We start from the raw sequence: 21151 nt of genomic DNA on the forward strand, positions 1-21151 counted from the left end.
CGCATCAATGCCCCGGCCCGTTCGGTTCGATGCAGCTCGACACGAGCGTGCTGTTTGTGCCGACTTCCGATGCCCGCTATCGCGCAAGCCGCTTAAAGCTCATGGCTTGCGTAGCCGCCCTGTTCCTGCCCATGGCGTCCTCCTTCTGCGTTATTCGAAAACGCACGCCGGATAACTTCGATAGCACGCCCGCGACGATTTTAGCCCGGCGATCGCTTGAGACGCATAGACACCGAAAAGCGCTCTGCGGGATGCACCGTCACCGATATCTCGAACGTCGCGCCGCTCGCGTCGAGATAGCGGCGCACGATTTCCAGCGCCGCCGTTCCCGCCTCGACGCGCAGGCGTCTCGCCATCTCCGCCGATACGGCAATGGCACGCACGTCCTGCTGAATTTCGTCGATGCAGCGTCCGTAACGCGCTTCGATCAGCGCGCTGATGAGCGTATCCGGGTTCTCCTTCGCGGCTTGCGCGACGTCCTCGTATTCCGGATCGATATACACATCGGTCCAGCCAACGGGCGGACTGTCCTTGTCGCCGTCGATACGCACGCTCGATATGCGCAGCCACGGCGTGCCCTGTGCGCAGCGCAGGGCGCTTTCTGCGCTACATCAAGGACGAGATCTTCATCGTGCTCAGTACTGCTTCGTCGGAAAGCGCACTGCCGCGTCTTCTGATCAAGCTCGAACGGCTCGGCTGCGCGAAGCAGACGGTCGGACTCGTGCTGCCCACAGGCTATGCGTTCAATCTCGATGGCACGTCGATCTTCATGTCGATGGGCGTCATGTTCATCGCGCATGCTCATGGCGTGCAGATCACGCTGGAACATCAGATCGGCATTCTGCTGCTGATGCTGCTGACGTCCAAAGGCGCAGCCACGGTTTCCGGCGGATCGTTCGTGGTGTTTGCAGCGACCGTCACGTCGACGGGCATCCTTCCCGTCGAAGGACTCGCGTTGATCTTTGGCGTGTACCGCTTCATGTCGATGGCAATCGCGACGTGCAACACCATCGGCAACAGCCTTGCGACGGTCGTCATCGCGAAGTGGTCGCGCACGTTCGATGCGGCCGTCAGCGAACGGCATCTTTATCCGGAGCGCTATCCGGAGATCGCCGAAGCAGACCGGCGGCTCGCGGACGGCAATCTTCTCCCCGAAGACATGAACGACGCGAATCCTCATCCGGACGGTATCCCGCTAAAAACGGCGCGATGATTCTCGCAGCGCGGCAATCGCCGCGCTTTTTTTCACTTCGCTTATCATCGGAAAACCGCGCATCGAACGTGCTGGATGAGCAACCGCAACGGAGGTCGCATGCCACCGCTACGCGCAATCCATCTGCTGCAAACGAAGGAAGGCTCCCGTCTGCATGGCGCCGGGCTCGACCGGTGGCGCCGCTGGGGCCCGTATCTGAGCGAGCGTCAATGGGGCACCGTTCGCGAGGATTACAGCGAATACGGCACGGCGTGGGACTACTTTCCGCACGACCATGCGCGCAGCCGCATGTATCGATGGGGCGAGGACGGTATCGCGGGATTCGGCAACGACCCGCTCGACTGGTGCGTGTCGCTCGCGTTGTGGAACGGCCGCGATCCGATCATCAAGGAGCGGCTTTTCGGTCTCACGAACGAGCAAGGCAATCACGGCGAAGACGTAAAGGAACTGTACTTCTATCTCGACGGCACGCCGACGCATTCGTACATGAAGATGCTGTACAAGTATCCGCACGACCCGTATCCGTATCAGCAACTCATCGACGAGAACAAACGGCGCGGTCCCGATCAGCCCGAATACGAACTGCCCGACACGGGCGTATTCGATTGCGACCGTTACTTCGATGTCTATGTCGAATACGCGAAGCACGCGCCCGATGACATCGTGATGCGCGTGACCGTCGAGAATCGCGCGGACGAAGCCGCGACGCTTCATCTCTTGCCCCAATTCTGGGCGCGCAACCGGTGGGCGTGGTCGAGCAAATGGGGCAAGCCGTCGCTGAAGCTCGAACACGATGCGCGCGAAGGTGCCCGCGTCATCGCGCACAATCCGTCGCATGGCGAGATGGATGTCACGGCTTCTGCGCAAGCGCCGGTCGAATGGATTTTCTGCGAGAACGAGACGAACGTTCGTCGCATATACGGCATCGAAGGCGCGGGGCCGTTCAAGGATGGCTTCAACGACTATCTCGTCGAAGGCGACGAACAGGCGATACGCCGCGATCGCGGCACGCGTTGCGCCGCGCATGTGCATCTGCAACTCTCACCGCATGAAAGTTCCGTGATGTACTTGCGCTGGCGTCCGGCATCGGTTTCGAACGATCCGCCGCTCGACCTGGCCCAGCTTTTCGCGCGTCGCGAAGCGGAAGCCGACGAGTTCTATGCGACGCTGCAACACGATATCGACGATGCCGACGCGCGTCTCGTGCAACGCCAGGCGCTCGCCGGCATGCTATGGACGAAGCAGTATTATCAGTTCGACGTCACGCGCTGGCACGACGGCGATCCGGGCCAGCCCACGCCGCCGAAAGAACGGCGGCATGGCCGCAATGCTGACTGGCGGCACATGTGCAACGGCGACATCGTATCGATGCCGGACAAGTGGGAGTATCCGTGGTACGCATCGTGGGACCTTGCGTTCCATGCGGTCGCGTTCGCGACGATCGATCCCGACTTCGCGAAGAAGCAATTGCTGTTGCTCGTGAAAGAACGCTACATGCATCCGAACGGGCAATTGCCCGCTTATGAATGGGCATTCGGCGATGCGAACCCACCCGTTCACGCATGGGCGACATGGCGCGTGTTCGAGCTCGATCGCGAGATGACCGGCATCGGCGATCACGCGTTCCTCGAGGTCATGTTCCACAAGCTGCTGCTCAACTTCGCGTGGTGGGTGAACCGCAAGGACGCCGACGACCGCAATATCTTTCAGGGCGGATTTCTCGGCCTCGACAACATCGGCATCTTCGATCGCTCGCAGCCGCTGCCGACCGGCGGACGTATCGATCAGGCCGACGGCACCGCATGGATGGCATCCTACGCGCTCGACCTCATGCAGATCGGCCTCGAACTCGCGATGACGAACGAATCGTATGTCGAGATCGCGGTGAAGTTCTTCGAGCACTTCCTCTATATCGCGGAAGCCGTGAGCTGCGGCGAAGTCTGCAATACCGGCCTATGGGACGGCAGCGACGAATTCTTCTACGACGTACTGCATCTGCCGAACGGCGCGCGCGTGCCCATGCGCATTCGATCGATCGTCGGACTGATTCCGCTCTTCGCCGTTCATGTGCTCGAGGAAAGCGTGTACGGCGACTTGCCCGGACTGCGTGAACGCCTCGTATGGTTTCTCGATCATCGGCCGAACCTTGCGAAGCTCGTATCGCGCTGGACCGAGCCTGGCAAAGGCAACACGACTTTGCTTTCGCTCTTGCGCGGACATCGCATGAAAGCGCTGTTGCGCCGCACGCTCGATCAAGCGGAGTTCCTGTCGGACTATGGCGTACGCGCGTTATCCCGCGTGCATTGCGACAAGCCTTATGTGTTCGATCATGATGGCGTGAACGTCTGCATCCGGTACTTGCCCGCGGAATCGGATTCGCGCGTATTCGGCGGCAATTCGAACTGGCGCGGGCCGATCTGGATGCCGGTCAATTACTTGTTGATCGAATCGCTCTACGAGTTTCATCGCTACTACGGCGATGATTTTCGCGTCGAGCATCCGACGGGATCGGGCAAGTTTCATTCGCTGAGCGAAATCGCCGACGATCTCTCACGGCGCATCAGCATGCTCTTTTTGAAAGACGAAGAAGGCAAGCGTCCTGTGATGGCCGCGTATCCGATGCTGCAAGCCGATCCGCGCTCGCAGGATCTCATTCTCTTTCACGAGTACTTTCATGGCGACAACGGGCGCGGTGTCGGTGCGTCGCATCAGACTGGATGGAGCGGGCTCGTTGCGCTGCTGCTGCAACCGCGTCTGATGAAGTTATCGCACGTGGGGCCGGAAGCGCCCGTCATGGCCGTGCGTCTGCATGAAGAAGCGAGCGCCGAGATGGGACGCTAGCGCGTCATGAAGCAATCGACTTCGAATGCGTAGCTGCCGAAACAGAAGCCGCCTGTCCGTCGCTTTCGATGACACATTTTTCTGGTGCGCGGGGTACCGCCGGAACGTTTGTACCATGCGAATGCGGACGATGAAAACATTCTCGTGGATCTGATTTTCGCGCTGGAAATTCTGGCGCTCGCCTATACTTGAATCGTCGGTTCGCGTGTTTCTTTCATGTCCCCAGAGAACCGGAGGACGTCATCATGTTCAACCATCTGCTGGTTCCCACTGACGGGTCCGCGCTCTCCGAAGCGGCTGTCCGCATGGCGGTCTCGCTCGCCAAAGAGAACAGTGCGCGCATCACCGGTCTCTATATGGTGCGGCCATTTCATATGACCGTTTATAGCGCCGAGATGGTCGGCGCAAGTCAGGATGAGGCGCACGCCGCGGATCAGGCCCGCGCGCGGCAATATCTCGAGAATCTGCGAAGTATCGCCGCCCAGGCCGGCGTCGCTTGCGATACGGAAGCGCCGACGGGAGCGCATCCGTATGAGGCGATTCTCGATACGGCGAAAGCGCGGCACTGCGATCTCATCGTGATGGCGTCGCATGGGCACGGCGGAATTCGCGGGCTATTGCTCGGGAGTGAAACGCAGAAAGTGCTTACACATAGTCATTTGCCGATTCTGGTGGTGAGGCCGCCGGAGTGATGCGTCCGCCGTCCTACCGCTCCAGATTCCCGAAACAGACATACTTCGCTTCGAGATACTCCTCGACTCCCGACGATGCCCCTTCGCGCCCCATGCCCGATTCCTTGATCCCGCCGAAGGGCGCAACTTCGTTGAACACGAGGCTGTCATTCACGCCGACGACGCCGCATTCGAGCGCTTCCATGACGCGGAATGCGCGGCTGATATCGGCGGTATAGAAATACGCCGCGAGCCCCGTGCGCGTATCGTTCGCGAGCGTGACGACGTCGTCCTCGTCCCTGAACGGCAGCACGCTCGCAATCGGGCCGAGCACTTCGTCGCCGCATACGCTCATCGACGGATCGACGTTCGTCAGCACCGTCGGCCTGAAGAAGTTCGATCCCGGCGCGACGCGCGAGCCGCCCGCTGCGATCTTCGCGCCGAGCCTGACCGCTTCGTCGACGAGACTTTCGATGCGCGTCACCGCCGCATCGCCGATAAGCGGGCCGATCTGCGCGCCCTCGTCCAGCCCGTCGCTCACTTTCAGCAACGCGACCTTGGACACGAGCTTGGCGACGAAAGTCTCGTACACGTCCTCATGCACGAAGAAGCGGTTCGCGCACATCGCCGCCTGCCCCGAATGACGAAACCGCGCATCGAGCGCGCCCTTCACGGCGAGGTCGATGTCCGCGTCGTCGAACACGATGAAAGGACAGTTCGCCCCCAGTTCGAGCGACATCTTCTTCACGGTAGGCGCGCATAAAGTCATCAGCCGCTTGCCTTCCTCGATGGAACCGGTGAACGATACTTTCCTCACGTCGGGGCTCGCAAGCAGCGTGCTGCGAACCGGTTCGCCCTCGCCCGTCAACACGGAGAGCACGCCGCGCGGCAAGCCCGCGTTCTCGCCGAGCACGCACAGCGCGAGCGCGGAGAATGGCGTCTGCGGATCCGGGTGATGGATGACCGTGCAGCCCGCCGCGAGCGCAGCGCCGACGCGTCGTGCAACCATCGACGAAGGAAAGGTCCATGCCGTGATCGCGCCGCACACGCCAATCGGCTGATGCAGCACACGTATGCGTTGATTGCGTCGCGGCGCGGGAATGTTGTCGCCGTAAATGCGGCGCGCTTCCTCGGCGAACCAGTCGAGATAATTCGCGGCCTGCGTGATTTCGGAGCGCGCTTCGTGCAGCGGCTTGCCTTGTTCGCGGCAGAGGATGATGGCGAGATCGTCGCGATGATGTTCGACGAGGCGCGCCCACTCTCTCAGCACCGACGCGCGCTCGCGACTGCTCCAGCTGCGCCAGTCCTGCAGCGCCGCGTGCGCGCACTGGATGGCCTCCGTCACCTGCTCGTCCGTGACCTGCGGCACCGAGCCGATGATTTCTTTAGTGGATGGATTGATGACAGACACGCGCGGCAGCGAAGTATTGTCGATCCACGCGCCGCCGATATACGCCGATTGTTCGAAAAGACTGGGGCACTGCAGTTCCATGGCTCGCTCCAATGCGTTGGCGCTTCGTGCAATCAGGTGCATCGAGCTTAACGCATTTTCCACTCGCCATTCGGACGCGCGCGGCATCCCGGGTATACGAATACTGCGCGCGCCGCTCACTCAACATCACATCAATGGCTCGCGCCCTCCACCGCGCCGATGCCCGTTTCGGAGCGCACGGTCTGCGCTTCGAAGCCTGCTTTATCGACACGCGCACGCGCCGATTGATCGGTTACGGAGAAGAGCCAGATGCCGATGAAACCGATCGCCATCGAGAACAGCGCAGGCGATGCATACGGGAACGGCGCATCCGCGTAGTGGAACACATCGACCCATACGGCTTTGGACAGGACCGTCATCACGACCGCCGAAAGCAGGCCGAGAAAGCCGCCGATTGCCGCGCCGCGCGTCGTGCAGCCGCGCCACAGGACCGACATGAAGAGCACCGGAAAGTTGGCGGACGCCGCGACCGCGAACGCGAGCGACACCATGAACGCGATGTTCTGCTTCTCGAACACGATGCCGAGCACGACCGCGACGATGCCGAGCACGATCGTCGTGATGCGCGACACCTTCAGTTCGCTCTTGCTGGACGCCTTGCCCTTCTTGAACACGGTCGCATAGAGATCGTGCGACACCGCCGATGCACCCGCGAGCGTCAGGCCCGCCACCACTGCGAGGATAGTTGCAAACGCAACTGCCGAGATGAAGCCGAGGAACACGTTGCCGCCGACCGCGCTCGCGAGATGCACCGCCGCCATGTTCGTGCCGCCGAGCAGCTTGCCGCCCGCATCCTTGAACATCGGATTGGTGCTCACCAGCACGATCGCGCCGAAGCCGATGATGAACGTGAGTATGTAGAAGTAGCCGATCCACGTCGTCGCCCAGAACACCGACTTGCGCGCTTCCTTCGCGTTGGGGACGGTGAAGAAACGCATCAGGATATGCGGCAGACCGGCCGTACCGAACATGAGCGCGATGCCGAACGAGATCGCCGAAATCGGATCCTTGATGAAGTTGCCCGGACCCATGATCGACGCCTTCTTCTCGTGCACGTCGACGGCCTTCGCGAAGAGCGCCTCGGGGCTGAAGTGGAATTGCCACAGCACCATGAACGCCATGAACGATGCACCCGCAAGCAGCAAACACGCCTTGATGATCTGCACCCACGTCGTCGCGGTCATGCCGCCGAAGAGCACGTACACCATCATCAGCGCGCCGACGATCACGACCGCGATCCAGTATTCGAGCCCGAACAGCAGCTTGATGAGCTGTCCCGCGCCGACCATCTGCGCGATCAGATAGAACGCGACGACGACGAGCGTGCCCGATGCAGCGAACGCGCGAATCGGCGTCTGCTTGAAGCGATACGCGGCGACATCGGCGAAGGTGAAGCGGCCGAGATTGCGCAGACGCTCCGCCATCAGGAACGTGATGATTGGCCAGCCGACGAGAAAGCCGATCGAATAGATCAGCCCGTCATAGCCATTGCTATAAACCGCCGCCGAAATGCCGAGAAACGACGCCGCCGACATGAAGTCGCCCGCGATCGCAAGACCGTTCTGAAAGCCCGTGATGCCGCCGCCCGCCGTGTAGAACTCGGCCGCGGAACGCGTCTTCTTCGCGGCCCATTTGGTGATGAAGAGCGTCGCGATCACGAACGCGATGAACATGCAGATCGCGGTCCAGTTGGTCGCCTGCTTGACTGCCTGACCGAGATCGCCGCCTGCTGCAAATGAACTCGCGGACGCCGCGAAAAGCGCGACCGCCGTGACGATGCGTTGCGGCTTCATGCGGCCTCCCGCTTGATCTTGTCGGTGAGTTCGTCGTACGTGCTGTTGGCGTGGCGCACATACAGCCCCGTGATGACGACCGTGAACACGATCACGAACAGGCCGATCGGCATGCCCCATGTCATGACGCCCGCGCCCATCTTCGCGGCGAGCAGATCCTTGTTGAATGCGATGAGCAGCACATAGCCGTAATAGACGACCAGCACGAGTGCCGTCAGCGTCCAGCCGAGCTTCGAGCGCTTTCGCACCAGTTCGCCGTAAGCGGCGCTCGACTTTATTTTCTCTACGATCTTCAGATCCATTTCCGTCGTCTCCTGCATGAATGCCTCGTTTACGATGCGCTGGAGACTAAGGTAAAAGCGTCCGCTTACCCGTTTCTTACGTGAAGCGTTTTCTTTCGACGGGGTTTACGCGAAGCATCGTCCATTGCTATGCACCCGATAGGCGATCCATCGTTCGCCCGGGCAGCGTCGTCGCGCTGTCGTCTTTGAGGCTCACGCCCGTCAGCTTGCGCGTGCGCGCTTCGTTCAGCAGCCACGCGAGCTTGAACGCGGCCGCGTCGTAAGCAAGTCCTTCAGGACGCACGTTCGATATGCAGTTGCGCTCCGCATCGCTGCGGCCCTGCACGGGATCGTAAGTCACATACACGCCGAGGCTCGCGGGCGAACTGAGCCCCGGCCTCTCACCGATCAGCACCGCGACGATGCGCGCCCTCAATATCGCGCCGATGCAATCGCCGAGCGCGACGCGCGCCTGAGTCGCGACGACGACCGGACCGATGCGCCATCCGTCGAGCCGCGCGATCGTTCTTTCGATGAGCGGTATCGCGTGCGTCGCCGCTGCGTTCGACGACAGTCCATCGGCGATGACGAACACGACATCCGCGTCCGTCGCGTGGATCGCGAGACTCGCGGCGCTGTCGTCGCTCAGCATGCGGCCAAGATCCGGACGACGGAGATAAACATCGCGTGCCGAAGCGGCGCTGCATACCGAAGCACATGCGAATCGCTTCGAAGCCAGTTCTTCCAGCAACGACGCGACATCGAGCGGCCGATGCACCGCATCGCGCGCCTGCGCATGCGCGAGATTGAACGCGAGCAGCGGCGCGGTCGGCACGCTGTTGCCCGCGCGTCCCAGCGCGATGCGCGCATCGGTGAAACGGCGCAGCGCTTTCCACGGATTCTGGCTGACGCTCATCACGCCCTCATCCAGTCGTTCAGCGCGGGCCACTCGGCGCGCGTCTGAAGCATGCCGCGCGCATTCGTGATCTGAATCGCGCGCAGCCACGCTTCGAACTCCGGCGCGCGTTTCAGACCGAGCACGTCGCGCACATACAGCGCGTCATGAAACGACGTGCTCTGATAGTTCAGCATGACATCGTCTGCGCCGGGCACGCCCATGATGAAGTTCACGTTGGCCGCGCCGAGCAGCGTGAGCAGATTGTCCATGTCGTCCTGATCGGCTTCGGCGTGATTCGTGTAGCAGACGTCGCAACCCATCGGCACGCCGAGCAGCTTCGCGCAGAAATGATCTTCGAGTCCGGCGCGAGTGATCTGCTTGCCGTCGTACAGGTATTCCGGACCGATGAAGCCGACCACGGTATTCACGAGAAACGGATCGAACTTCCGCGCGACCGCATAGGCGCGCGCTTCGCAAGTCTGCTGATCGACGCCATGATGCGCGTTCGCCGACAACGCGCTGCCCTGTCCCGTCTCGAAGTACATCAGGTTCTCGCCGACCGTCCCGCGCTTCAGCGACAAAGCCGCTTCATACGCTTCCTGCAACAACGCGAGCGAGATGCCGAACGACGCATTCGCCTTTTGCGTGCCCGCGATCGACTGGAACACGAGATCGACCGGTGCGCCGTGTTCGATCGCCGCAAGCGTGTTGGTCACGTGTGTCAGCACGCAGGTTTGCGTCGGCACGTCGTAGCGTTCGCGGAACGCGTCCATCATCGCGAGCAATTTGCCGATGGCCTGCGGCGAGTCGGATGCGGGATTGATGCCGATCATCGCGTCGCCGCAGCCGTACATGAGGCCATCGATCATCGAAGCGGCGATGCCTTGCACATCGTCGGTCGGATGATTCGGCTGCAGGCGCACCGACATGTGCCCCGGCAATCCCACGGTATTCCTGAAACGCGTGACGACCGGACGTTTCTTCGCCGCGAGAATGAGATCCTGATTGCGCATCAGCTTCGATACGGCCGCGACCATCTCGGGCGTCAATCCTTGCGATACGGCGACGAGCGCGGCGGTATCGGTCGTATCGGCGAGCAGCCATTCGCGGAACTCGCCGACCGTCAGATGCGACACGACGGCGAACGCCTCCCGCGAATGTTCATCGATGATGAGGCGCGTCACTTCATCGTCCTCATACGGAATCAACGCTTCTTCGATGAACGCGCGCAACGGCACCCTCGCCAATGCCAACTTCGCCGCCGCGCGTTCTTCTTCCGTCGCGGCGGCGATGCCCGCGAGTTCGTCGCCGGAACGTCGCGAACTCGCTTTCGCCAATAGCGTCTTGAGATCGTCGAAACGATACGTCCGAACGCCTACGGTTTCGCTGAAGCTCATACGCCGCTTCCGCCGACCGTCCTCAAACTCTTCCATTGCCCTTGCTCGACCTGAAAAAGCGTGTATGGAGGCTTGATGAGATCGCCATATGGATCGAACGAAATCTTGCCGGTCACGCCAGTGACGTTGACCTTCGCGAGCGCATCCACGATCTTGCCGCGATCGAGCGAGTTCGCATCGTGAATGGCCTTGATCATCGCGAGCGCGGCATCGTAGGCGAATGGCGCATATAGTTCGACATCCTGATTGAAGCGTGCCTTGTAGCGCTTGCCGAACTCCTGCGCGGAAGGCAGCTTGTCGAGCGCGGGACCGGGCTCGAGGTCCTGCGTGCCGTTGCCCGATGTGCCCGCGATCTGCAGGAACGCGTTGCTCTTCAGTGCGCCCGCGCCGAAGAGCTGCGTCGTCATGCCGAGCGAGCGCATCTGCTTGACGAGCATCGCGCCTTGTTCATCGAGTCCGCCGAAGAAGATCAGATCGACGTTCTGGCTCTTCATCGTCGTGAGAATCGCGCGGAAATCGACGGCCTTGTCGTTCGTGTATTCGCGCGCGACGACCTTGCCGTTGGCTTCCTTCACGCCCTTCTCGAAGGCATCGGCGAGACCTTGCCCGAACGCCGTGCGATCGTCGATGATGCCGATGCGCTTCGGCTTCATCTGCTCGACGACGAAGCGCCCCGCCACCACGCCGCCCACGCCATCGTGGCCCATCGTGCGGAACACGTTCTTGAAGCCCTGTTTCGTGAGTTGCGGATTCGTCGAGCCGGGCGTGATCATCGCGACATTCGCCTGGTGATAGACGGTCGATGCCGGAATGCTGCATCCCGAGTTGTAATGCCCGATCACGCCGACGATGCCGCTATCCACCGCTTTCTGCGCGACCTGAATCGCGACGCGCGGATCGGCCTGATCGTCGTACACCTCCAGTTCGAACTTGACGGCCTTGCCGCCGACGATGGGATGCTTCGCGTTCTCTTCGTCGATCGCGAGTTGCGCGCCGTACTGCAAGTCCTTGCCGACGCGCGCAACCGGCCCGGTCAACGGTCCGACGAACGCGATCTTCACGACCTCGGGATCGGCGGCCCACGACATCGGCATGTACGCGGCAAGCACGCCCGCGGTCACGCCCGAAAGAAAGATACGGCGATTCATGTTCATGCTCCTCAGTGAAAACGCGACGCGCGATAACTCGCGAGATCGAGTGGCGGCGAACGTCGCGCGATGAGATCGGCGACGATGCGTCCGCTCACGCCCGCGAGCGTCAAGCCAAGATGCTGATGCCCGAACGCATACACGACGCGCTCGCTCGCCTTCGATGCGCCGATGACCGGCACGCCGTCCGGCAGCGTCGGACGAAAGCCCAGCCATTCGCGATCGGGCGTGCCGAGCGCGGGCAACGCGCGCTTCGACGATACGGTGACGAGATCGAGCAGCGCGCGATTGCGCTCCTCGATGAAACCCGCGAGTTCGACGGTCCCCGCGACGCGAATGCCATCGCTCATCGGCGTCATGTAGAAGCCGCGCTCCGCCCAGCCGCACGGCCGCGATATGAGGTTCGATGCCGACGCATAACGGATGTGGTAGCCGCGCTCGGTATCGAGCGGCACGCGATCGCCACATTGCTGCGCGAATTCGCGCGAACGCGCGCCCGTCGCGACGACGACATGATCGAAGCGGCGCGCATCGCCCTCGATGCGCAACGCGACGTCCTGCACGCCCGGCTCGATCGCGTCGACCTTCTTGCGTTCGAGTTGCGCGCCACGGGCGGCGAGCCGCTCGTGCAAGGCCTGAAGAAAGCCCGCCGGATCGCTGAAATGCCAGCTATCGCGAAACAGCACGCCGCGCGCGAAAATCGGCGCGAGTTGCGGTTCGAGTTCGCGGATCGCGCCGCTGTCGAGCACATCGAAGCCGACGCCAAGCCTCTCGCGCAATGCCAGCGAATCGCGCGACGCGTCGAACGAAGCCGCGCTCGAATACAGATAAAGGCATTCGCGCGGCTTGACGAAGCGCTTCAAGGCATCGTCGTCGAGCAAGGGTGCATAGCCTTCCTGCGCACGCGACAACAACGCGGCCAGCGCCTGCGCGCTCGCTTCGAAATTCTTTTGTCGCGAGCTCATCAGAAAGCGCGCGAGCCACGGCGCGAGTTGCGGCAGATAACGCCAGCGCAATCTGAACGGACTATCGTTCGAGAAGAGAAAGCGCGGAATATCGCGGAATACGGACGGATTGTTCACCGGCACGCATCCGTATGGCGCGAACGTGCCCGCGTTGCCGAACGACGCGCCCTGCGCCACGCCCGACGGATCGAACAGCGTCACGCTGTGACCGTCGCGCGTAAGCCAGGCCGCGCTCGCCATGCCGATGAACCCCGCGCCGATGATCGCCACGTTCGACATCAGTCCTGCCCCTTCCATGCGAGCCGATTGTCTTGCGACAGGAAGCCCGTCGCCGATTCGCTCTCTTCATGACGATGATGATGCTTCGCGGCGAAGAAGTACGCCGCCGATGCGGCCGCGAGGCTCGCGAGACTCGCCATCAGTTGCGGGCGCAGTTCGTGGTCCGCGCCCATGGCCGCAAGCACACCGACGATCGCGATCACGACGGCATACGACAGCCACGGGAAGAGCCACATCTTCAGCGTGAGACGCTCGGGCGCTTCGCGTTGAATGCGTCGGCGAATGCGGATTTGCGCCAGCGCCGTCGCGAGATAGACGAACAGCATCACCGCGCCCGATGCGTTCACGAGAAACAGGAACACGCCCTGCGGCGACACGATCGCGGCGACGATCGCCACATAACCGACGACGCTCGACAGCACCACCGCGAGACGCGGCACCTTGTTCGGCGTGAGCTCGAGCAGCGACTTCGGCGCATCGCCGCGTTCGGCGAGACGGAACAGAATGCGCGACGACACGTACAGGCCCGAGTTCAGCGCGGACAGCACGGCGACGAGCACGATCGCGTTCATGATGTCGGCGGCGTAGGGAATGCGCATCGTCTCCAGCGCGGCGACGAACGGCGAGTGGCCCGTCATGATGCTGCCCCACGGCACGATGCACGCGATCAGGAACAGCGAGCCGACATAGAACGTGATGACGCGCAGGATGACCGAGCGCGTCATCGCGGCGACGCTTTTCGCGGGATCGTCGGATTCGGCCGCGGCGATGGTCGCGATTTCCGCGCCGCCGACCGCGAAGATGACGGTCGGCACGGCGGAGAACACGGACATCGCGCCGAACGGCAGGAAGCCGCGATTGCCGGTGAGATGCGCCACGGCGCTGCCCGCGTGCCCGAAGCCGAGCAGATAGCCCGCGCCGATGGCGAGGAACACGATGATCGCCGCGACCTTGATCGACGCGAACCAGAACTCGAATTCGCCGTACGACTTGACCGAAAGCAGATTGATGACGGTCATCACGGACAGCAGCACGAGGCCGATGACCCAAACCGGCGCGGGTATCCAGCGCTGCAATATCGCCGCGCCGGCGACCGCTTCGACCGCGACGACGATCACCCAGAAATACCAGTACAGCCAGCCGCTCGTGAAGCCGGCCCAGTTGCCGAGGCCGATGCGCGCATATTCGGTGAACGAGCCGACGCCGGGCACGGCGAGCGCCATTTCGCCGAGCATGCGCATGACCATCAGCACCACGATGCCGGCGACGAGATACGACACGCACGCCGCCGGACCGACGGGCGCGCGCGTCGCGCTGCTGCCGACGAACAGCCCCGCGCCGATGATGCCGCCGAGCGCGATCATCGTGACGTGCCGCTGACGCAGCGCGGAGCCTAGCTTCGGTTGCGAGGTTTCAGGCAAGGACATCGGGGAATCTCCTGGGGACAAAGATCGGATGAAACGGGAAGCGCGGGATGAGACACGCACCAGACAAACTCTGATCCTAGAATCACACAATATTTTTTTGTGTGCAATTAAAAGCGCGGTTGTGTGGTGCCGGTATTTTCCCTGAGGGGAGGATGGAGCGGCTCTTGCAGAGGCGTTTCGGTCCTTATACGGCCACTGCGTCGGCCATGCGCTGGGTTAGAATCGGCAGACTTCCGCACAAATCGCGGACAAAGCAATGTTTGTATGGAGACACAGATTCATGGCTTCCGACAAGGATCAGACGTTGAGCGCAAACGGCGAAGCCGACGGCACGACGAAGCGATCGACCTATATCGAGGTGTCGAGCTCCATCGAGAAGGAAATCCGCAGCGGCATGTATCCGCCGGGCAGCCGTCTGCCGCCGCAACGGCAACTGGCGAGCGAACTGGGCATCAACGTGTCGACGGTGTCGCGCGCGTACAAGGAGTTGCAGCTGCGCGGCCTTGTGATCGGCAGCAAGCGGCGCGGCTCGCTCGTCACGGGAGGCGCGATGCCGAGCGTCGAGATGCCGCCCGCGAGCACGGGCAGCTCGGTCATCGATCTGACGGTGAACCGGCCCGCGACCGGGGAATTCCTCGCGTGCCTCGCGCGCACGATGGGCGAACTGCCGCGCGATCCGCGCTTTGCGCAATTGCAGGAATATCAGCCGCCGCAGGGGCCGTCATGGGCGCGCGCGGCCGGTGCGCGCTGGATGAGCGCGCCGGGTTTCGCGCCGACGGCGGATCAGGTCGTCGTGACGAGCGGCGCGCAGCACGGGCTGTATGCGGTCCTCAACAGTCTGATCGGCACGGACGGCGTGATTCTCGCGGATCAACTCACGTATTACGGGCTGAAGGCGCTCGCGCCCGTCTTCCAGTTCGAGATCGTGGGCATTCCGAGCGACCGCGACGGCTTGCTGATCGACGAGGTCGAGCGCGTGTGCAGGCGCGTGCCGGCGAAGGCGATTTTCACGGTGCCGAATCTGCAGAATCCCACGGTCACGACGATGAGCCTGGAACGGCGCATGGCGCTCGTCGATGTCGCGCGGCGGCATGGCGTCGCGATCATCGAGGACGACGTGTACGGGCCGCTCGTCGCGCAGCGTCTGCCGACGCTCGCGAGTCTGTGCCCCGAACTGACGTATCACATCTCGGCGACGTCGAAGATCCTAGCGCCCGGCTTGCGGCTCGGTTATCTGCTGAGCCCGCAGGACAACGCCGCGCTATGCGCGGAGGCCGTGCGTACGACGGCGTGGATGCCCGCGCCGCTGTCGATGCTGATCGCGACCGTCTGGATCGAGGACGGCACCGCGCAGCACATCATGAATGCGCAGCTCGCGGAAATCCGCGCGCGGCATGATCTCGCGCGCGAGTTGCTGCCGCAGGAATTCCTGCAATCGGATCCGGCGTGCATGTTCGTGTGGTTGAAGCTGCCGCTGCCGTGGCGCGCGGACGATTTCGCCGCGAATGCGAAGGCGCGCGGCGTCGTGGTGATGCCCTCGTCGGCGTTCGCGGTCGACCGGTCGGAAATCGAGCATGGGGTGCGCGTGAATCTCGCGTGCGCGGAAAGCCGCGATCAGCTCGTCAGCGGATTGCGGATGCTGGCGGGAACGTTGAGGGACCGGCCGCGGGCGCTGTTCGGGCATTTGTGATTCCGACTCGCCGCCGGAAAGCGCACGGCGGCGACGTCACGGCGCCCAAGTCAGGACATCGACATTTCGGTTCGGCGTTGCATTTATCGTCACGATGAATCCGACGGCTCGCTAAGCCATCCATACCTTCCCCGCCGATTCAGCACGCCAGTTCAGTAATTGCTGCGCATCCCGATCCACACCATTCAGTCAAAATGCCGATAAACGCTATGGCGTTTTCATCCGAGTTCAGCTATTAGTAGACTCGTCACGCACGTCACGCCACTCGGTGGCGAACCAAGAGCATCTCTCTGGCTATAACTCGACCGTCAAAACCGGAGGCAGCTACGCCACATTACAAGCATCAGGCTCGCGCTCGCTGACGTCGCCCTAAGTCCTGTCCCGCGCGATTTCATCGCATGGCGCAGGCGCACCGGAAATGCGCACGCTTTCCGGGCGCATCCGCCTAAACGCACACCGCGAGCATTGTCGTGGCGAGGCGCTCTGTTGGCGCGTTCGCTCATCAACGATCGGCCATCCCAACGGGGGAGGCGCCCATGGCGTTCGTGTCGGAACACGTACTGGACTGCTGCTCGTTCGCTCCACCTTCGCGCTCCATGCGCGCGCTGCGCGTGGCCGCGATCGCCGCGCTCGCGTCGCTCTCGCTCGCGGCGTGCAAGAAGCCGGCGCCGCCAGCGCAGAAGCCCGCCGTCGATGTCACCGCCGTGACTGTCACGGCGCAATCGACGCCCGTCGACTTCGAATTCACCGCGCAGACGCAAAGCTCGCGCGAGGTCGAAATCCGCGCGCGCGTCGACGGCTTCCTCGAAAAGCGCATGTACACCGAAGGCGCGCTCGTCTCGGCCAATCAGGTCATGTTCCTCATGGACAAACGGCCGTTCGAGGCCGCGCTGCAGACGGCCAAAGGCTCGCTCGCGCAACAGCAGGCGCGGCTGCTCGTCACGCAGCAGAATCTCGCGCGCGTGAAGCCGCTCGCCGCGATGAACGCATTGAGCAAGAAGGATCTCGATGACGCCATCGGCAACGAAAAGAGCGCCGAGGCCGCCGTCATCGCCGCGAAAGGCGAAGTGCAGACCGCCGAACTGAATCTCAGCTACACGACGATCCGCTCGCCGCTCAAGGGCCTGTCCAGTTTCGCGCGCATCCAGGAAGGCAGTTACGTAACGCCGACGCAGGGCGGCCTGCTCACCTACGTCTACCAGCTCGATCCGATGTGGGTGAACTTCAGCATCTCGGAGAACGAACTGCTGGGCTATCGCGAGCAGATCAAGAAAGGCGAACTGCGCTTTCCGCCCGACAACAAGTTCGATGTGACCGTCATCCAGGCCGACGGCTCCGTCTTTCCGCAAACCGGTCGCATCGACTTCACGAATCCGGCGTTCAGCACGGAGACGGGCACGTTCCTCGTGCGCGCGGTGTTCGCGAATCCGCAAGGCACGTTGCGACCGGGACAGTTCGTCAAGGCGCGCGTGGCGGGCGCGGTGCGACCCAACGCGATTCTCGTGCCGCAACGCGCCGTGCTGCAGGGCGCGAAGAGTCACTTCGTGTGGGTGCTCGACGAACAGTCGAAGCCGCATCAGCGCGTCGTCGAAGTCGGCGAATGGCACGGCGACGACTGGTTCATCACGAACGGCCTGAAGGCGGGCGAACGCGTCATCGTCGATGGCGCGATACGCGTCGGCGCGGATACGCAGGTTCGCGTCGTCGCCGCACCGGCCGCGGGCGGCGCGGCGGCATCGGGCGCGCAGGAGGCGTCGCTCGGAGACGCGAAGAACGCAAGCGGCGGGACCGAAAAGTGAAGTGATTTGATCTGACGACAAGCACGTCGCGCGGAAGAGGCCAATGAACATTTCACATTTCTGCATTGACCGTCCGATTTTCGCGTCGGTCATTTCGATCATCATCACGCTGGGCGGCGCGCTGACCATGCTCGCGCTGCCCACCGCGCAGTATCCCGACATCACGCCGCCGCAGATCACGATCTCCGCGACTTATCCGGGCGCGAGCGCGGATGTGGTCGCGAACAACGTCGCCGCGCCGATCGAGCAGCAGGTCAACGGCGCGGACAACATGATCTACATGAGCTCGTCCAGCTCGTCGACGGGCAATCTCACGATCAACGCGTACTTCCAGATCGGCACGAATCCGGAACTCGCACAGGTCGACGTGCAGAACCGCGTGAACCTCGCGCTGCCGCAACTGCCGCAGTCGGTGACGGCGCAGGGCGTGCAGGTGCAGAAGAAGTCGCAGGCGTTCATGATGGTCATCGCCATCTATTCGCCCGACGAGCGTTATGACGCGACGTATATCGCGAACTACGCGAACGTGTACGTCCTCGACGCGTTGAAGCGCATTCCGGGCGCGAACCAGAGCGCGATCTTCGGCACGCCCGATTACGCGATGCGCATCTGGCTCAAGCCCGACCGCATGGCGCAGCTCGGCATCACCGCCGCCGACGTGCAACGCGCCGTCGCCAATCAGAACCAGCAGTTCGCGGTCGGCCGTCTCGGGCAATCGCCGACTGGCGCGCCCGTCGAACAGTCCTTCGCGGTGACGACGACGGGCCGCCTCACCGAGCCTGCCGAGTTCGAGAACATCATCATCCGCGCGCAATCGGGCGGCGCGGCGATCGTGCGTCTGAAAGACGTGGGACGCGCGGAGCTCGGACAAAAAGACTATTCGATCCGCAGCCGCTTTCAGGGCAAATCGGCGACGGTGCTCGCGGTGTATCAGCAGCCTGGCGCGAACGCGCTCGATGTGTCCAAGCAGGTGCGCGCGTCGCTCGCGGAAATGAAGAAGACGTTCCCGCAGGGCATCGACTACGAAATCGCGATGGACACGACGGAGTTCACGCGCGCGTCCATCTCCGATGTGGTGCATACGTTCTTCGAAGCGGTCGTGCTGGTCGTGATCGTCGTGTTCGTGTTCCTGCAAAGCCTGCGCGCGACGCTCATTCCGGTGCTCGCGGTGCCGGTGTCGATTGTCGGCACGTTCATGGGCATGGAAGCGCTCGGCTTCTCCATCAACATGTTGACGCTGTTCGGCATGGTGCTTGCCATCGGCATTGTCGTGGACGATGCGATCGTCGTGATCGAGAACGTCGAGCGCAACATGACGGTGCACAAGCTCGATCCGAAGACCGCCGCGAAGAAGGCGATGGACGAAGTGGCCGGGCCGGTCGTCGCCATCGTGCTCGTGCTGTGCGCGGTGTTCGTGCCGGTGGCGTTCCTCTCCGGCATCACGGGGCAGATGTACAAGCAGTTCGCCATCACGATCGCGATATCGGTGGTGATATCGGGCCTCGTCGCGCTGACCTTGTCGCCCGCCCTCGCCTCCTTGCTGCTCAAGCCGGGACATCACGAGAAAAAGGGCTTTTTCCGCTGGTTCGACAATCAATTCGCGCGCATGACGCGGGGCTACACGCACCTCGTGCGGCTCGTCATCAAGCGTTTCGCGATCGCGCTGCTGCTCTTTGTCGGCATGATCGCGCTCGCCGTCATGATGATGCGCGACATTCCGACGGCGTTCCTGCCGCCCGAGGATCAGGGCTATCTGCTCGGCGCCGTCATCATGCCCGATGCCGCGTCGCTCGACCGCACCGGCGCCGTGTCCGACCGCGTGACCGAATACTTCATGAAACAGCCGGCGGTCGGCAGCATCACGACGGTCGATGGCTTCTCCATTCTCGACAGCCAGAACAAGAACAATTCGTCGACGTTCTTCGTCGGCTTCAAGAGTTTCGAGGATCGCTATACGTCGGCGAATATCCGCACGCAGAACGCGCGCGCCGTGCTCGTCGAAGCTTACAAGCATCTCTCGCAGATTCGGGAGGGCATCGTCGTGCCGCTGAATCCGCCGTCGATTCCGGGCCTCGGCACGACGGGCGGCACCGAAATGTGGATTCAGAGCAAGGGCGACGCGACCATCGCGCAGTTCGCCGGAATCGTCGACGATTTCGTCGCGAAGGCGAAAGCGCGGCCGGAACTGACGGGCGTGACGAGCACGTTCAACGCGTCGTCGCAGCAACTGCTCGCCAACGTCGACCGCGACAAGGCCGAAACGCTCGGCGTGCCCGTCGAGGACGTCTACAGCGCGATGCAGACGATGTTCGGCTCGCTGTACGTGTCGCAGTTCAATCGATCGAGCCGCCTGTGGCAGGTGATTCTGCAAGCGGAGCCGCAGTATCGGCTGAAGCCCGACGATCTCACGCAGATTTTCGTGAAGAGCAAGAGCGGCGAGATGGTGCCGCTCAAGTCCGTGGTCAATACGAAGTACGTGACCGGTCCCGATCTCATCACGCGCTTCAACAACTTCCCCGCGGTGAAGATCACGGCGAACGCCGCGCCGGGCTACGCGTCGGGGCAAGTGATCGCGGCGCTGGAAGACATCGCGAAGGACTTGCCGAGCGATTACGGCATCGGCTGGAGCGGCGAGGCTTACGAGGCGAAACAGTCGGGCAGTTCGTCGGCGCTCGTGTTCATATTCGGCCTCATCATGGTCTTCCTGATTCTCGCCGCGCAGTACGAGAAGTGGAGCCTGCCGTTCGGCGTGCTGATGGCGGTGCCGTTCGCGATCTTCGGCGCGCTGCTCGCGATCCTGTTGCGCGGCCTGAACAACGACGTGTACTTCCAGATCGGTTTGACGATGCTCGTCGCGCTCGCCGCGAAAAACGCGATTCTCATCTTCGAGTTCGCCGTGCTGAATCGCGAGGCGGGCGCGTCGGTCTACGACGCCGCGATGACCGCCGCCGAAGAGCGCCTGCGCCCGATCGTGATGACTTCGCTCGCGTTCATTCTCGGCTGCGTGCCGCTCGCGATCGCGACGGGCGCATCGGCGAACAGCCGGCACTCGATCGGCACGGGCGTGATCGGCGGGATGCTCGGCGCGACGGTCATCGCCGTGTTCTTCATCCCGATGTTCTTCTGGGGACTCGAAACGATGTCCTCCCGCTCGAAGAAGAAGAAAGGCGCCGAAGCGAGCGCGCCGGATGCCAAGCAGACGCACGGCGGAAGCGGCCCGAACGCGTCGCCGTCCGCTCCGGACAAGGGAGACTGAC

At 62.7% G+C, this 21151-nt stretch carries 14 protein-coding genes and 1 pseudogene; 6 read left to right on the plus strand and 9 right to left on the minus strand.

What is annotated here, in order from left to right; all coding sequences use genetic code 11:
• Window positions 1-200: 200 nt before the first annotated feature.
• Window positions 201-551, minus strand: a complete 351-nt coding sequence (locus QCE58_RS21455) for a UTRA domain-containing protein (RefSeq protein WP_309780251.1) — start codon at window positions 549-551, stop codon at window positions 201-203.
• 35 nt (window positions 552-586) lie between these two features.
• On the opposite strand from QCE58_RS21455, the pseudogene QCE58_RS21460 reads away from it, so the two are divergent.
• The 3 genes and pseudogenes from QCE58_RS21460 to QCE58_RS21470 form a co-directional block, all read left to right on the plus strand.
• Window positions 587-1213 (plus strand): annotated as a pseudogene (locus tag QCE58_RS21460) (cation:dicarboxylate symporter family transporter); the annotation flags it as partial.
• Window positions 1214-1312: 99 nt separating this feature from the next.
• Entirely contained in the window at window positions 1313-4054 is a 2742-nt protein-coding gene (locus QCE58_RS21465; protein WP_250522006.1) for an MGH1-like glycoside hydrolase domain-containing protein, read from the plus strand.
• 245 nt (window positions 4055-4299) lie between these two features.
• A complete protein-coding gene (locus QCE58_RS21470; RefSeq protein ID WP_008348456.1) occupies window positions 4300-4746 on the plus strand; it encodes a universal stress protein in 447 nt (148 codons plus the stop codon).
• Between the two features lie 13 nt (window positions 4747-4759).
• Here the strand turns inward: QCE58_RS21470 and QCE58_RS21475 are convergent, their stop codons facing one another.
• The 8 genes from QCE58_RS21475 to QCE58_RS21510 form a co-directional block, all read right to left on the minus strand.
• A complete protein-coding gene (locus tag QCE58_RS21475; protein WP_250522007.1) occupies window positions 4760-6217 on the minus strand; it encodes an NAD-dependent succinate-semialdehyde dehydrogenase in 1458 nt (485 codons plus the stop codon).
• Window positions 6218-6348: 131 nt separating this feature from the next.
• The gene (locus QCE58_RS21480) at window positions 6349-8010 is read right to left on the minus strand and encodes a cation acetate symporter (RefSeq protein WP_250441064.1); all 1662 of its coding nucleotides are present in this window, start codon (window positions 8008-8010) and stop codon (window positions 6349-6351) included.
• The gene (locus QCE58_RS21485; protein ID WP_008348462.1) at window positions 8007-8312 is read right to left on the minus strand and encodes a DUF485 domain-containing protein; all 306 of its coding nucleotides are present in this window, start codon (window positions 8310-8312) and stop codon (window positions 8007-8009) included. Before QCE58_RS21485 ends, QCE58_RS21480 begins: the two co-directional genes overlap by 4 nt.
• A gap of 127 nt (window positions 8313-8439) precedes the next feature.
• Window positions 8440-9207: an ethanolamine ammonia-lyase subunit EutC gene (eutC, locus tag QCE58_RS21490; protein ID WP_250522008.1), complete on the minus strand. Its 768-nt coding sequence runs from the start codon at window positions 9205-9207 to the stop codon at window positions 8440-8442.
• Window positions 9207-10586 carry an ethanolamine ammonia-lyase subunit EutB gene (locus QCE58_RS21495; RefSeq protein WP_250522009.1) on the minus strand — a complete coding sequence of 460 codons (1380 nt, stop codon included), beginning with the start codon at window positions 10584-10586 and terminating at the stop codon, window positions 9207-9209. Before QCE58_RS21495 ends, eutC begins: the two co-directional genes overlap by 1 nt.
• Entirely contained in the window at window positions 10583-11734 is a 1152-nt protein-coding gene (locus QCE58_RS21500) for a branched-chain amino acid ABC transporter substrate-binding protein (protein ID WP_250522010.1), read from the minus strand. The genes QCE58_RS21495 and QCE58_RS21500 overlap by 4 nt, the downstream gene beginning before the upstream one ends.
• 11 nt (window positions 11735-11745) lie before the next feature.
• A complete protein-coding gene (locus QCE58_RS21505) occupies window positions 11746-12978 on the minus strand; it encodes an FAD-binding oxidoreductase (protein ID WP_250522023.1) in 1233 nt (410 codons plus the stop codon).
• Window positions 12978-14405: an amino acid permease gene (locus tag QCE58_RS21510; protein ID WP_309780255.1), complete on the minus strand. Its 1428-nt coding sequence runs from the start codon at window positions 14403-14405 to the stop codon at window positions 12978-12980. Before QCE58_RS21510 ends, QCE58_RS21505 begins: the two co-directional genes overlap by 1 nt.
• A gap of 280 nt (window positions 14406-14685) precedes the next feature.
• Between QCE58_RS21510 and QCE58_RS21515 the strand changes: the two genes are divergently transcribed.
• The 3 genes from QCE58_RS21515 to QCE58_RS21525 all read left to right on the plus strand — a co-directional run bounded on the left by QCE58_RS21515 (window position 14686) and on the right by QCE58_RS21525 (window position 21150).
• The gene (locus QCE58_RS21515) at window positions 14686-16095 is read left to right on the plus strand and encodes a PLP-dependent aminotransferase family protein (protein ID WP_250522012.1); all 1410 of its coding nucleotides are present in this window, start codon (window positions 14686-14688) and stop codon (window positions 16093-16095) included.
• Between the two features lie 536 nt (window positions 16096-16631).
• A complete protein-coding gene (locus QCE58_RS21520) occupies window positions 16632-17894 on the plus strand; it encodes an efflux RND transporter periplasmic adaptor subunit (protein ID WP_250436763.1) in 1263 nt (420 codons plus the stop codon).
• A gap of 43 nt (window positions 17895-17937) precedes the next feature.
• Window positions 17938-21150 carry an efflux RND transporter permease subunit gene (locus QCE58_RS21525; RefSeq protein WP_250522013.1) on the plus strand — a complete coding sequence of 1071 codons (3213 nt, stop codon included), beginning with the start codon at window positions 17938-17940 and terminating at the stop codon, window positions 21148-21150.
• Window position 21151: the final 1 nt, after the last annotated feature.

The sequence above is a fragment of the Caballeronia sp. LZ028 genome, from assembly GCF_031451415.1.
Taxonomy (GTDB): domain Bacteria; phylum Pseudomonadota; class Gammaproteobacteria; order Burkholderiales; family Burkholderiaceae; genus Caballeronia; species Caballeronia zhejiangensis.